This is a genomic window from Legionella lytica (assembly GCF_023921225.1).
GTDB classification, from domain to species: domain Bacteria; phylum Pseudomonadota; class Gammaproteobacteria; order Legionellales; family Legionellaceae; genus Legionella; species Legionella lytica.
In genome coordinates, this window is sequence record NZ_CP071527.1 from 1,926,088 (window position 1) to 1,939,050 (window position 12,963).

Sequence of the window (12,963 nt, forward strand, 5' to 3'; positions counted from 1 at the left end):
AATGAACCTTAAAGCCTTCTTTTTGGGGATGCTCGTTTGTAGCCCAAGCTTTGCCACTGCAAAATTTACTCCCACAGAACCGCTCCCAGCCCAAAGTTACACGCTAAATGGCTCTGCCTTATGTGCAACAGCTAAAGAAACTTTAGCCTATTTAAATAAAGGACAACACTATGATCCTCAAGTAATTCATGAGGGAAAAGTTTTTAAAATACCTCTTGCCCGAGTGAAACAAACATTAAGCTTTATTTGTCAAAATCAAAGTAAATTGAATGACCCTGCTTTTGTGAAACAACATTTTGACTTTGTTCGTTGGTATCCTGATCAAGCGCAGGCAAAACCACTTAAAGCCCAAAAAGCCCTTCTTGCTCACTTGCCCCAAGATAAAATTTTGATGACTAAATATTATGTGCATCGGGCAAAGGCTGTGTCCAAGCCTAATCCGTCCTACCCTGTTGCATTGTATGCTCTTCCTCAAGATGAGGCCGCATTAACACTTGAAGAAGCAAATACAAAACCGGGATTAACACGTTTTCATTATGGAAAACAAGCCATAATAAAAGGCGCTTTGGCAAATAAAAATGTACCCGTATTGGCCTATTTAAAGCGTACTGATTTAGAAGCAGCATTGCTACAAGGCACGATTGTCGTTGAATTTATGGATCAAGGCCATAAAACTAAAGTTTTTAATGTGCATCGTTGCAACAACATTGCTTATGATAAAACCAAGTCACCTTACCAGCAGGAGCGTTATTGGTTCTTCAAACAAGTTAATGGCATTAAAGGATATGGTAAAGATGCAGACCATAAAATTACCGTAAATAGCGAAGTAACCTTTGCGGCGGATCTTGAGCAATTTGGTCTGGGTAAATTACTGATGGTGCAATACCCGGATCATTCAGGAAAGCTAATAACTCGAGCCGGTATTTTTGCCGATACGGGGGGGGCTTTTACACATAACCAATATCAAGTTGATTTTCTGACAGGGACATATGCAGGTAATGACGCATTTTATAAGGCTAATCGCCATTTACCGGACTATGTAAATGCTTATTTTATGGTGTTAAAAAACTAATATGAAAAACTCGCTACTTTTTTTATGCTTTATCAACTCATTTGCGCACGCTTTTTCTTGTGAAAAGCCCCAAGTGATTCATCAAGCTCCAATTCAATTTGGCAAAGAGCGCATTGCCTTAACTCAGCAATATCAAAAAGATCATTATGGAATAAACTCTAAATCAATCAAAATTGAGCCTAAAATGATTGTGTTGCATTGGACCTGTATCTCCAGCTTAAAAGTAACGTTCCGTGTATTTGACTCCCCTGCATTTCCACAAAACTCCCCACGCACTAAGGATTTGCCAGGAGCGTTGAATGTATCAAGTCATTTTGTAGTTGATCGTGATGGCAGCATTTATCAACTCATGCCCGACAATTGGATGGCACGCCATGTAATCGGTCTGAATCACTATGCCATTGGCATTGAAAATATTGGTGGGATAGACGGTAAAGATGATCTGACAGATGCGCAGGTTAAAGCAAATGCATTTTTAGTCTGTCATTTAAAGAAAAAATACCCACAAATAGAATATGTTATTGGGCATAATGACTATTTAAGTTTTAAAAATACACCACTTTGGCAGGAGTTAGATCCTAATTATCAAACAGATAAAGAGGACCCCGGACCTACTTTTCTTAATAAGGTTAGGGCATCCGTTGGGACGTTTAAAACACCGACTTATTGGCGAACTTATGCTAACAAATAATGTAACCCTTCACGTATGGTGTCAACATTAAGACACCGCAAGCACGCGAACTACAACAACCGCATTCCCACGGCTTGACCGCGAGAATGCGAGAGAGAAAATTAAAACATCACTACAGCTCTATCCTAACCCTAGCCATTCCCTCCCCACCTGGTACCCCCATAGTAAGCAAATCCCCATTTGTTGAATCAAAAACAGGCGCTGCAGCAGCACCAATTCCCCAAGAAGTTCCTGAAACAGCCTGGGCTGATGCAGGAATTCCTGTTCCAGTAACTAATAAAGCTAAATTAGTTACTGGAACCGTGGGTGCTAAATAATGAATTGGTGCCGTTGCGTTGGTTGCAGGCACTGGCGTACTCGTAGTTGAATCATAAATAATGGTGCTCGTTGAGCCGATAATTGTTCGTAAGGTAGTTACCGAAACCGACGTGATTCCCGTGCATTGAGTTGCAGAATGTGCTTTTTTTGCATCCCATTTTACAATGAGTGAACCATTAAAATTTAACATCTGCTTCAATGAACAAGCGCCAATATGATCAGAAACCTGAACTAGAATACTTGTGGCTGTCGAACCAACATTTATCCCATTGGCCAAACTATTAATAATAGTAACTTTCCCTGAAGTAACCGCGCTAAATGCTGCTCCAGAAACCAACACAAAAAAAGCCATAGTTAACTTAAGCAATTGACCCCCTCTTTCATCCATAACAAACCTCTTCCTTTTTTATTCAGATACATACGGGAGAACACCATAAAGCCTTGCGGTCTTCTCTGCTTGAAATCCAGCCAACCCCATTCCACCAGGTACACCAACCACTGTCAATGCCCCATTGTTTATATCAAAAACGGGAGTCGATGCCGCATTAATTCCCCAGCCAGTTCCTGAAACTGCCTGATTAGAACTTGGCTCCCCTGAGCCTGTAACTAAAAGAACTAAATTAGACATTGGATTAGTTGGGGCAATATAGGTAACTGCTCCACTTGCCGTAAGTGCAGGCACAGTCGTAGATGTGGTTGTATCGTAAAGAATGGTATTTACGGTACCTACACGAGTTTTCAACGGAGTAACCTTAACCGAAACAATTCGTGTGCATTGGGTTGCCGAATGCGTTTTTGTAGAATCCCACTTAACTACTGTTGAACCGTTATAATTCACTGTTCGTGTAGTAGCACAAAAGCCTGTAGCATCTGAAACTTGCACATTAATACTTGATGCCGTAGTTCCCGTCCCTGAGCCTGTCTCATTGGCTAATCCATTGATAATAGTAATCTGTCCCGAAGTGACTGCACTAAACGCAGATTGTGAGGCTATAAATGTCAATGCGATAGCAAATCTTTTTGTTCTTATATCCATAATAAAATTGTCCTTACATTTCTCGCATTAATTAAGCCGCAAAAGAAAGTCTAGCAGCAGAATAAGGCTCCTTGCAAAAACTGTTCCCTATCATAGAAAATGCCATCATCAAATGCTGATTCATAACCATGCAAGGAATAAATGATGGAAATTTTGCAATGACGTGTTGGGGCTGTGGACCCACCTAAACTGTATAAATATCAGCCTTAACTTAATAGTAAACTACAGAGTGCCCACAGAGATATACATAAGATAGAGTGGCCTACAACCAGGCTAGGCCTCTCAAAAATTAGCGATTTTGCTTTCTTGATATACCTCAGAAATACGGCTTCCATCCCACATATAACGAAGATGACAACCCTGCCTGGGTAAAGTCAACGCAGGCGGCCTAAAAACTGCCATACATAGTCCCTCATTATTTCGAATACTCGGATAAAGTAAGCCCCAATGCTTCTCATCATAAACCTTTTTTCCAAAAGCCTGACTTTTATCGTAAAACATCGGGTCTGGGTTTAATAACTCACTATATTCACTGCTTCTCAGATCAATTAATGGTTTTTTAATTTTAGCAATGTATTCACGCATGGTAATCGCGCAAGGCTTTTCCTGGGATGCACTATAAAACCGTTCGCGGTGAAAAACAGTCTCTTTTATAGCGGTTTCTAACGAGCAAGCGGCATAATAAACACCATAACTTCCATCTGTAAACCGTGAGGGCTGGCCAATATGAGTAAATGCGGCCATAAGTGGCGTTGAACCTGGCCCTCCAATCCAATCTTCTTTAGGAATTAAATTTATTCGGCCTAGTTCAGACTGTATACGCTCATTTGTTAATCCTTCAAGTAAAGCGATTTGCTCAAGTTCTTCCTCTGTATCCGCCCAATCAAACAATGAGATGGGCGGAAATTTTGAAGGAACCAGTCGATGCACATTTTTTTCATAATTTATTGATGAGTGCATTTAATATCCTCGCCAAAAGTCCAAAAATTTTCGTACCTCCGCAAGACGAACTATCCCCCCTTCTAACATGTATTCTTTGGGGGTTAAGCCATTAAATGGCGGTAATGTATTTTTACGATTAATCCAAGTTCTCGCCTGCTCGGCATCATCAAATAAAATGCGTAAATCCTTATAAATTCCTAAAAGGTAAGAAACACGCTCCTTCTGATCTCGGCTCAGCTTTGACCGATGAGAAGTATAGGTTGAACGCGGCATGTCCCCCATGAGAATACGTGCCTCAGACTCTTTAAGGTCAAAACGCTCAACAAGATTAAATAAAGACTTCCATACAACTTCCTCAGGGATTGCATTAATGGGGCTTGTACTAACATGCATATCAATCACCTTGTTATATTACTCTATTGATATCAAATATAGACCATATAGAGACAAATGTCTATATGGATGCATTTTATTGCATGATAAAGACATGCCCTTAAAATAGTTATGCATTCTACCTAGCGTATTTGTATTGTTTAATCAAGCCCAAATAACGCGATACAAAAACCAATTATTGAGAGACCGTCAACTATTGACTATTATTTAGACATGCCTTACAAGAAATCGCATGTGAGATTAATCCAATGAAGAATACAGTGTCCCAAGATCCTACTGTAAAAAAGCTACTCCAACGAGTTAAAGAATTGGAACTCACCATTAAAGTACAACAAAATAAAATCAGCCAACTGGATTCAGAAAATTTTCAATTAAAAAATCTCATCGACAATCTTCCTGACGGCATTTATTGGAAAGATAAAAACGGCCTTTGGTCTGGTGTTAACAAACAAGAAGCGCAAAACCTAAATAAAATGAGCTTTATTACTGACTGCCCTGACATACTTGGTAAATCCGATTATCAGTTATTCGATAAAGAAACCGCCGATGAATATCGAAAAAATGACATTGAAGTGATGACGAACCAAGTCGAAATTACCCGTGAAGAAATCAACAAACTACCCAATGGTGAAATATTGGTGCAGCTCGCTACAAAAAGGCCTTTATGGGATAGAGAAGGCAATGTTGTCGGCATTGTTGGTAATACCGTTGATATATCCTATTTAAAAAAAATCGAAGGCGAAGTAAAAATAGCGATGGAAAAATCAGAAATAGCCAATAAAGCCAAAACCGAATTTCTAGAAAACATGCGTCATGATATTCGCACACCATTAACAGGCATTGTCGGTTTTGCAGACATACTAAAACTGGAATCCGATAATGTTCAAATTAAAGAATATGCCGAAAATTTAGTTGCCTCAAGTCATGCACTGCTTGATCTATTAGATGAAGTACTGGAAGCCGTCCGAGTAAGTTCAGGAGAAATCCCTAAACTTAAGAAAAAATTTGATTTGAAAAAGTCCTTACAGCAAATCATTGATTTAAATAGAGCCAAAGCCGCTCAAAAAAAACTGGAACTTTCTCTCAACTTTGATCCATCAATTCCTGAACACTTAATTGGTGATAAGGTTCGGGTGAATCGAATTGTTCTTGAGCTCATCACCAATGCCTTAAATTTTACAAATAATGGTTTTGTTCGGCTCAGTGCGGAACTTGCTAAACGAAACAACAGAGAACTTATCATCAAACTTATTGTAGAAGACTCAGGGATAGGTGTTCCCCCAGAGCGGCAACAAGAAATTTATGTGCAATTCACCCGCCTTACACCTTCATATCAAGGAATTTATAAGGGCACAGGGCTCGGGCTTTCTGTGGTAAAACAGTTTATTGATGAGCTTGGAGGGGAAATTTATCTAGAAAGCGAACCTCGAAAAGGCTCAAAATTTATTTGCATCATCCCGCTACAAGAGTCATTACTTAATGATAATTTAGGACTTGACGAAGCATTTGAGCCCCCACGCGCGCTAAGCTATCGCGAGGAACTTAAAACACCTCATAATGATTTAAATAGCAATGAATTCCGTATTCTGGTTGTAGAAGACAATCCCATTGCGCAAACCATGGCTAAATCTATTCTCAGTAAGCTAAATTGTAACACCGATATTGCAGAATCAGGTAGACGGGCTGTAGCTCTATGGAAAACCAGATACTATGATTTAATATTTATGGATATCGGCCTACCCGATTTAGATGGTTATGAAGTAACACATCAAATTCGAGTGAATGAATTGCCACGAAAAACACACACACCAATCATTGCCCTGACAGCTCATATTGGTGATGAAAACAAAAAACGCTGTATTGAAGCCGGAATGAATGCCGTACTGACCAAACCGCTGACCCTAAAAAACTGCTCAGACATTCTTGATGCATTCATTCCTGGGCACAAAAAGAAAGAAGATGAATCTCAAACTGCATACTATTTAGCTGATTTGCCCGATACCATAGAGCATTTATTTGACCTAACCGAGTTTCCCCTGCTAGATATTGATGAAGGCATTAAAACTACAGGTAATCAAGCCATATTAGCCGAAATGCTCAGCTTGTTGATTCAGGATTCATTGCCTAAAGATGTGCAGCTCATGGAAGAGGCTCATCAATCTCGTGATTGGGATAAAACACAACAACTGGCTCATAAAATTAAGGGGGGCGCAATTTATGTGGGTACGGTGAAAATGAAAATAGCCTGCCAGTACCTTGAGCGCTATTGGAAAACAAGACACTCTGAGTTGCTTGAGGAGCTATATCAACAGGCGGTTACGGTAATTCACGAAAGTATGCAGGAAGTTAACCGTTGGCTGAAAGCTCAGCAGGGAACTGCGCGCAATTAAAAGCACCTCATTCAAGGAATTCCCTACGGTTGCAAACAGCCAGGTTGCTCTAAATGTAGCACACGGAGTGTATGTCTAAACCATTGATGGCTTTACTCGTAGCAACTGTTTTGAATTAAAACTCACGACGGTTGCGACGCTATAAATCATTAAACTCTTCACTGGATGCAAAAGGGTCAGCTGGCTCCCCAGGAATTTTTCGCGACTCATTAGCCCACTCACCAAGATCAATTAATTTGCACCGATCGGAGCAAAATGGCCTGAATTTGTTTTCTGGTATCCAGGTGTTAGGTTTGCCGCAAGTAGGGCACTTTACTTTCTGTGGATTCTTCATAACTACATTTATTTGTTTATTTTAGAACACATAGTATATATCAAGCCTTTCAGACAAAGAAATCTCAAATATTAATTTATATTTTCCTGCTTGATATGTAACAATTAGAAAAAGAAACTAAATGATTTATTACAGTAATTAGGATATGTACCCTAAATGGACGTTACCAAGCTTCTTATTAATTTTGGATTTTCAATCAGTTTAATTGCAAATGCTCTTTTATTTATCCCCCAAATTATTTCCCTTTTAAGGCATCAGTCAGCACAAGGCGTTTCCTTATTAACCTTCGCAGGATTTAATGTCATCCAGTTTTTTACTGTATGCCACGGATTAATCGAAGCGGATCATTTACTCGTCGCGGGTTACATTTTAAGCTTAATTACATGTGGCACCGTTACATTCTTGATCATTTATTTTAGATACATCAAAAAAAATTAACGAGCATAGACAGGCATGAATTATCTCACAGAGCGTAACGTTACTATATTGGCCTTGCTCCCTTATTCTACAGAGGAAGCGGAGCTTTTACATAAAAAACAGAAGCTTGATAATTTATATTTTTTAAAGGTCATTGTAACATTTGCAATTACAGCACTGGAGTCTTTTTTAAACGGACAACTCACTGCATTTGATGCCCAAGTCGGTGAAAACTTGTGCCAAGTCAGAGCTTATAAGATTCTACACCTTTGTTATAAATGGCTACATTCTGACAGTGCTTTAAACCAATTCAAAGAAGAATTAGACAAAATAAAAACCTATAAAGATCATCTAAGCAACCTCATTGCACAATGGGAAGATGCTGTAAAACATTCTGTTGCTTACAATAAACATTTAGATGCACCGGAAAAAATTGCACCTTTTTTAACTCGCCACCAACTATTAATTTCACTCCATAGTGAAATTGTATTTATCATTCTTTCCTGGTTTTTGACCCATTTTAATGTCCGCGAGGATCATATTCCTATTGCCATCAACTTAGAGTATATTGCTCGGGAACTTAAAATATCTAAATACAGAGCAAAACGGCTTACACACAAGTACCAACAATTAATTTGCAAATTAGGATGCGACTTCATTATCACGATTAGCCAAGCCCTTCCAAATACATGGCGTCTGGGAGAGCTGTTACCGCAAGTATGCAAAATTGCTGATGAAAATCGCGCAGTGCTTCCCTGCTATATAAGCAGTGAAGTAATTTTTCATCATACTATTTTACAAAAAATCCCGATGATATTAATTACTAAGCGCTATGATAACGAACAAAATTTAGTAGATATTATTTACTTTTTAATCGAAGGTAATGAACTAAAACCCTACAATTTAGCCCAACAAATCGACTTGGCAATGCCCTATTGTCTTGTTGTTAGAGGATTAGTACTTAACGCAACAGAAACCATTAACACCTATGTTCAACGCATTATGCAAATAAGTCCTTTAACAATAATTTTGGCAAATACGGCAAGCCATCCTCAATACTCCGGTAAACGGCTTCAAAATCTACGTGAAGACCCTTATCGTGATATAGAAACAACTGAACTGACAACAATGCATCTGGCTCGTTTTAACGAGATGAAAAAAGTCGCTTTAGCAGAGGGATGCTCTAAAGAAAACCAAACTACTTTTTTCCTAAAACATATTTATGCAAGTCAGTTAAAATCCGAAATAGAACATCTCGAATCTCAATACGTCAATTTGGCCTTTAATGCCTATGATGTTCAACAAATTAGTGATAATCATGTTAATTAAAAAACAAAGAGTGATGAAAAAACGATTTGATTTGTACAGTCAAATCATCGAACGGATGCCAGTACATATTTATTGGAAAGATAAACACTTTAATTACATAGATTGCAATAAAGTCTTCGCAAAGTATTTAGGTTTTGCCACACCTAAAGAAATTATTGGCCGCTCAGATTATGATTTTCTTTGCCCTGATGAGGCTAATATAATACGTGAAAATGATAAACAGGTATTAACACTGGGTAACATCTGTGTTTTTGAAGAAGACATTTCTGATAGTTTAGGAAAAAAAACAGCCTATCTTACCCAAAAAATACCTCTATTTAACACGCCTGGAGACATTATTGGTTTAGCTGGAATTTCCATAAATATTACTACCCGTAAAGCACTGGAAGAAAAAGCCCATGCGGATAAAGAAGCAACCGAACACCGACTGTTTAATATACTGAATAATTTACCTGGACACGTCTATTGGAAAAATAAGGATTCAATTTATCAAGGCTGCAATCTTGCTCAAGCACAGTCTGCGGGGTTTTCAAATCCAGAGCAGATGATTGGCAAGTCTGATTTTGACATGCCCTGGAGCCATGAAGCAGAATCTTTACGTGAAATGGATCTCTGCGTAATGCAGCGAAAAGACGTAATTACCCGAGAAGAAGCATCGAAACTCGCTAACTCGGATAAGGTATCCATATTCTTATCGAAAAAAGCCCCTCTACTCGATATAAATGGAGAAATTGATGGTGTTCTTGGAATTTCATTTGATATTAGTGATCGCAAAAAAATGGAAGAAGAACTCGCCAAATCACAAGTTGCCGCCGAAGCAGCAAACCTGGCAAAAACAGAGTTTTTGCGTAATATGGAACATCAGTTAAGAACTCCTTTTAGTGGAATTTATAGCTTGATTGAGTTTTTGGCATCCAAGGAGACTGACCCAGAAAAGAAAATGTATCTGAAAACGGTTCATGAATCAGCAAAGGAGTTCGTAGATTTATTGAATGATATTCTTGAGTTTACCCGCAATGAGACAGGAAACTCCCCTATTTTAGAAATGAAATTTAATCTCTATGAAACCCTATCGCAAGTGGTCAAGCTAGAACAAGCAACCGCTTTGGCAAAAGGAATTGATTTAACGTTGAATTATCCCGAAGCGCTCCCAGAAGTATTTCTTGGAGATCCGTATCGTATTAAACGTTTAATGATGAACTTGATTAGTAATGCAATTAAATTTACAGAACACGGCCATGTCTCTTGTCAGGTGCGTTTAGGTGAACGAGTCGATTCGCGCCATTGGATTCTCCAACTCATTGTTTCAGATACAGGCATAGGCATTTCTGAAGAAAAGCAATTATTGATTTATGAAAAATTCTTTCGTTTATTTCCTGCCAACCAAAATAAATATAAAGGAGCAGGATTAGGGTTATATGTAGTAAAACAAATAATTCATGAGCTTGAGGGGGAAATAGAAGTCCAAAGTGAACTTAATAAAGGCACTACGTTTATCTGTACACTACCTTTTAAAAGTCCTTTGCTTTTTAATGATAACCATTAAAGTCTTTTCTTGAAAATTAGATTATTCTCAGCAAAAATTAACATAAAATGCAAAGTATAAGATACTTAAAAAAACTTAGATTATTGGATTTAATATAAGGCAAATAATGCTCAACTCTATTCGAATACTAATCGTCGAAGATACGCGAATTGCCCAACTTGTTGTAAAAGCATATATGACTCACTTGGGATGTATAGTTGATATCGCAGAAGACGGGAAGTCTGCCATTGAAAGTGCTTCTCAAACTCAGTATGACCTTATTTTAATGGATATTGGTCTGGGAGATGGTCCTAATGGTTTTGAGACTACTCAATACATTAAGTCACACAGTCTATTAAATAAGGACACCCCTATTATCGCCCTAACCTCTCATGGTGATTCCGATATCAGGCAAAAAGCTGCAGATGTGGGTATGATCTTATTTTTACGTAAGCCATTCACTACAGCCTATGCACAACAAGTCATGGATTATTTAAAGCATAATTAACTAGCAGGATAAAGATACCTGCGCATGCATTAACACAAGCACCTCCCGAAAAAGAATACCCATAAAAATAAAACAAAAAATACCTTTTTACCTCCAACCTGGTTGCAAGCAACCAGGTCTTCTCTGTTTTTTATTCAGAAAAATTCCAGATTACTCGACGTCAGGCTACGCGCCACACCTAGAAAATTTAGCAATTACTCTAGTTTCCCCATACATAAATGTGGTACTTTTACTTGTAGAATTAATGAGATAGCAATTTATCCAGAAATTCACCTGCCAAAATAAAGACAGAATATCTGGCTAAAAAATTTATAAAATTAATACGGACGACTTGGTATGAAGAAAAATGTACTTGTTTTAGCGTTATCAACAAGCTTTCTAATTGGTAATGCGTTCGCAGGAATCATGGGGCCAGTAAAATCAAGCTGGAGATGGCTGGGCGAGTTTAGTGTTGGACCAGTTTGGCAAAATGGAGGTAGCACACAATCGTTCTATCTTGATCCAGATATCGAAAAAAGTTACGTGGCTAATAAAACAACGCATGCATTAGCTGATTTCGGGGTTCTTTTAGGCGCACAATACAGCCTAAATCCAACGCTGATTACGCAATTTGGACTTGCTGTAGGAGCAACCACAGACACAAACTTGTCAGGCGAAATCTGGGATGATGCTGATCCACAATTTAATAATTTCACTTATAGCTATAAACTCCAGCATACTCATCTCGCGGTGAAAGCCAAATTACTTGCGGATATGGGCTATGTAGTCATGCCTTGGGTTAGTGGTAGCGTAGGCGTAGGATTTAATCACGCCTATGCATTCAATAATGTTCCAATTATTGAAGAAGCAATAAAAAACCCTAACTTTTCAGCTCGTACCCAAACAAGCTTTACCTATACGGTAGGCGCAGGTATTCAAAGATCATTAACTGACCATATCCAAGTAGGTATTGGTTATGAGTTTGCTGATTGGGGTAACAGTTCGCTAGGAAGAGCCGAAGGCCAATCAATGAATGAAGGAATTTCATTAAATCACCTCTACACTAATGGCTTTTTAATAAATCTTACCTATGTAGGATAAGCAATTTAAGCCTAGATGGAACATCTGTAGACTAAGGAAAAATCACCACCGCCTATGCCCGCGATTTGTCTGCGAGACATAGGCAAAAGAAAGCTAATTAACCACTTTTAGGGAATAACTATGTTAAAGAAAATTTTGTGTGGTAGCGCTATTTCTTTATTTCTAAGTACTCCATCTATTGCTGGATTCTATGTTGGTGCAGGGATTGGGCCTGAATATGCTCAATTTACTCAAAAAAGCCATGTTTTTGATAATTACGGTGATTTTAATGTCATCGATGAGCAGAATTTTTCCGGCGCCGGTATTTTTGGTACTTTTTTTGGCGGCTACTCTTGGACACGTAATTGGTTTTATTTGGCGGGCGAAGCTAATTTTAATCCCAGCTCACTGCAATATAGATTAGTCAATAAAGAATATATTCATAAAAATTTCGAGAAATCGTCATTTACTATTCACTACAGTGAAGGTGTAAGTGCCCTTCCCGGAGTTTTATTAACTAAGGATGCCATTGTTTATGGGCGAATTGGTTATGCAAATGGCCATGTGGAACTTCACAATTCTGACCCAACCACACGCAGTTCAAAAGCAAATCGTAGTGGCATTCGTTATGGTGTGGGAATACGCTATAACTTATCAAATCAATGGGCATTAATGGCGGATTATAGCCAAACTAATTATGAGAAATTCCATAGCCGCGTTTACGAAGCAAACGGCGGAGTCACCAAAAACTCACGAATTTATCCGGTTTCAGCACAATTTGCTTTTGGCCTTATTTATAACTTTGAAAAACCAGCCGTTTTTGTTAAATAGAGTAAGAAACCGAACGGTACTGCGAAACAGTCTTGAATGGATGCTAACTTATTAAATTTCTGGGGCGCACAAGTCCCAGAATTCGTTACCATTTTATAAAAAACAAAACATTTTATTT

General features: G+C 38.4%; 14 protein-coding genes. 9 read left to right on the top strand and 5 right to left on the bottom strand.

Annotated features, from left to right (window positions below; genetic code table 11):
- Position 1 precedes the first annotated feature (1 nt).
- On the top strand, positions 2-1,072 hold the full coding sequence (locus J2N86_RS08550; RefSeq protein ID WP_252578974.1) for a hypothetical protein: 1,071 nt from the start codon (positions 2-4) through the stop codon (positions 1,070-1,072).
- A gap of 1 nt (position 1,073) precedes the next feature.
- Entirely contained in the window at positions 1,074-1,763 is a 690-nt protein-coding gene (locus tag J2N86_RS08555) for an N-acetylmuramoyl-L-alanine amidase (protein ID WP_252578975.1), read from the top strand.
- Between the two features lie 112 nt (positions 1,764-1,875).
- Here the strand turns inward: J2N86_RS08555 and J2N86_RS08560 are convergent, their stop codons facing one another.
- From J2N86_RS08560 to J2N86_RS08575, 4 genes are all read right to left on the bottom strand, one after another.
- Positions 1,876-2,469 (bottom strand): hypothetical protein, encoded by a 594-nt coding sequence (locus J2N86_RS08560; RefSeq protein ID WP_252578976.1) that lies wholly within the window; start codon positions 2,467-2,469, stop codon positions 1,876-1,878.
- 18 nt (positions 2,470-2,487) lie between these two features.
- Positions 2,488-3,117: a hypothetical protein gene (locus tag J2N86_RS08565; protein WP_252578977.1), complete on the bottom strand. Its 630-nt coding sequence runs from the start codon at positions 3,115-3,117 to the stop codon at positions 2,488-2,490.
- Between the two features lie 282 nt (positions 3,118-3,399).
- The gene (locus J2N86_RS08570; protein ID WP_252578978.1) at positions 3,400-4,077 is read right to left on the bottom strand and encodes an RES family NAD+ phosphorylase; all 678 of its coding nucleotides are present in this window, start codon (positions 4,075-4,077) and stop codon (positions 3,400-3,402) included.
- Complete coding sequence (locus J2N86_RS08575; RefSeq protein ID WP_252578979.1) at positions 4,078-4,452, bottom strand: MbcA/ParS/Xre antitoxin family protein; 375 nt, start codon at positions 4,450-4,452, stop codon at positions 4,078-4,080.
- A gap of 248 nt (positions 4,453-4,700) precedes the next feature.
- Between J2N86_RS08575 and J2N86_RS08580 the strand changes: the two genes are divergently transcribed.
- Positions 4,701-6,842: a response regulator gene (locus J2N86_RS08580; protein ID WP_252578980.1), complete on the top strand. Its 2,142-nt coding sequence runs from the start codon at positions 4,701-4,703 to the stop codon at positions 6,840-6,842.
- Positions 6,843-6,981: 139 nt separating this feature from the next.
- Here J2N86_RS08580 and yacG read toward each other — a convergent pair whose 3' ends face one another.
- On the bottom strand, positions 6,982-7,176 hold the full coding sequence (yacG, locus tag J2N86_RS08585) for a DNA gyrase inhibitor YacG (RefSeq protein ID WP_252578981.1): 195 nt from the start codon (positions 7,174-7,176) through the stop codon (positions 6,982-6,984).
- 156 nt (positions 7,177-7,332) lie between these two features.
- On the opposite strand from yacG, the gene J2N86_RS08590 reads away from it, so the two are divergent.
- The 6 genes from J2N86_RS08590 (at position 7,333) to J2N86_RS08615 (ending at position 12,845) form a co-directional block, all read left to right on the top strand.
- Complete coding sequence (locus J2N86_RS08590; protein WP_252578982.1) at positions 7,333-7,614, top strand: PQ-loop domain-containing transporter; 282 nt, start codon at positions 7,333-7,335, stop codon at positions 7,612-7,614.
- 15 nt (positions 7,615-7,629) lie between these two features.
- On the top strand, positions 7,630-8,922 hold the full coding sequence (locus J2N86_RS08595) for a hypothetical protein (protein WP_252578983.1): 1,293 nt from the start codon (positions 7,630-7,632) through the stop codon (positions 8,920-8,922).
- Positions 8,912-10,468, top strand: a complete 1,557-nt coding sequence (locus J2N86_RS08600; RefSeq protein WP_252578984.1) for a PAS domain-containing sensor histidine kinase — start codon at positions 8,912-8,914, stop codon at positions 10,466-10,468. Before J2N86_RS08595 ends, J2N86_RS08600 begins: the two co-directional genes overlap by 11 nt.
- A gap of 106 nt (positions 10,469-10,574) precedes the next feature.
- Positions 10,575-10,955 (top strand): response regulator, encoded by a 381-nt coding sequence (locus J2N86_RS08605; protein WP_252578985.1) that lies wholly within the window; start codon positions 10,575-10,577, stop codon positions 10,953-10,955.
- A 336-nt stretch (positions 10,956-11,291) separates the two neighbouring features.
- Positions 11,292-12,035 (top strand): outer membrane protein, encoded by a 744-nt coding sequence (locus J2N86_RS08610; protein WP_252578986.1) that lies wholly within the window; start codon positions 11,292-11,294, stop codon positions 12,033-12,035.
- A gap of 120 nt (positions 12,036-12,155) precedes the next feature.
- Complete coding sequence (locus J2N86_RS08615; protein WP_252578987.1) at positions 12,156-12,845, top strand: outer membrane protein; 690 nt, start codon at positions 12,156-12,158, stop codon at positions 12,843-12,845.
- Positions 12,846-12,963 lie beyond the last annotated feature (118 nt).

Coding starts and splice junctions, on each gene's coding strand:
- J2N86_RS08615 (WP_252578987.1), top strand. CDS start 12,156: ATGTTAAAGAAAATTTTGTGTGGTAGCGCTATTTCTTTATTTCTAAGT.
- J2N86_RS08550 (WP_252578974.1), top strand. CDS start 2: ATGAACCTTAAAGCCTTCTTTTTGGGGATGCTCGTTTGTAGCCCAAGC.
- J2N86_RS08560 (WP_252578976.1), bottom strand. CDS start 2,469: ATGGATGAAAGAGGGGGTCAATTGCTTAAGTTAACTATGGCTTTTTTT.
- J2N86_RS08580 (WP_252578980.1), top strand. CDS start 4,701: ATGAAGAATACAGTGTCCCAAGATCCTACTGTAAAAAAGCTACTCCAA.
- J2N86_RS08590 (WP_252578982.1), top strand. CDS start 7,333: ATGGACGTTACCAAGCTTCTTATTAATTTTGGATTTTCAATCAGTTTA.
- J2N86_RS08565 (WP_252578977.1), bottom strand. CDS start 3,117: ATGGATATAAGAACAAAAAGATTTGCTATCGCATTGACATTTATAGCC.
- J2N86_RS08610 (WP_252578986.1), top strand. CDS start 11,292: ATGAAGAAAAATGTACTTGTTTTAGCGTTATCAACAAGCTTTCTAATT.
- J2N86_RS08600 (WP_252578984.1), top strand. CDS start 8,912: ATGTTAATTAAAAAACAAAGAGTGATGAAAAAACGATTTGATTTGTAC.
- J2N86_RS08595 (WP_252578983.1), top strand. CDS start 7,630: ATGAATTATCTCACAGAGCGTAACGTTACTATATTGGCCTTGCTCCCT.
- J2N86_RS08575 (WP_252578979.1), bottom strand. CDS start 4,452: ATGCATGTTAGTACAAGCCCCATTAATGCAATCCCTGAGGAAGTTGTA.
- J2N86_RS08570 (WP_252578978.1), bottom strand. CDS start 4,077: ATGCACTCATCAATAAATTATGAAAAAAATGTGCATCGACTGGTTCCT.
- J2N86_RS08605 (WP_252578985.1), top strand. CDS start 10,575: ATGCTCAACTCTATTCGAATACTAATCGTCGAAGATACGCGAATTGCC.
- yacG (WP_252578981.1), bottom strand. CDS start 7,176: ATGAAGAATCCACAGAAAGTAAAGTGCCCTACTTGCGGCAAACCTAAC.
- J2N86_RS08555 (WP_252578975.1), top strand. CDS start 1,074: ATGAAAAACTCGCTACTTTTTTTATGCTTTATCAACTCATTTGCGCAC.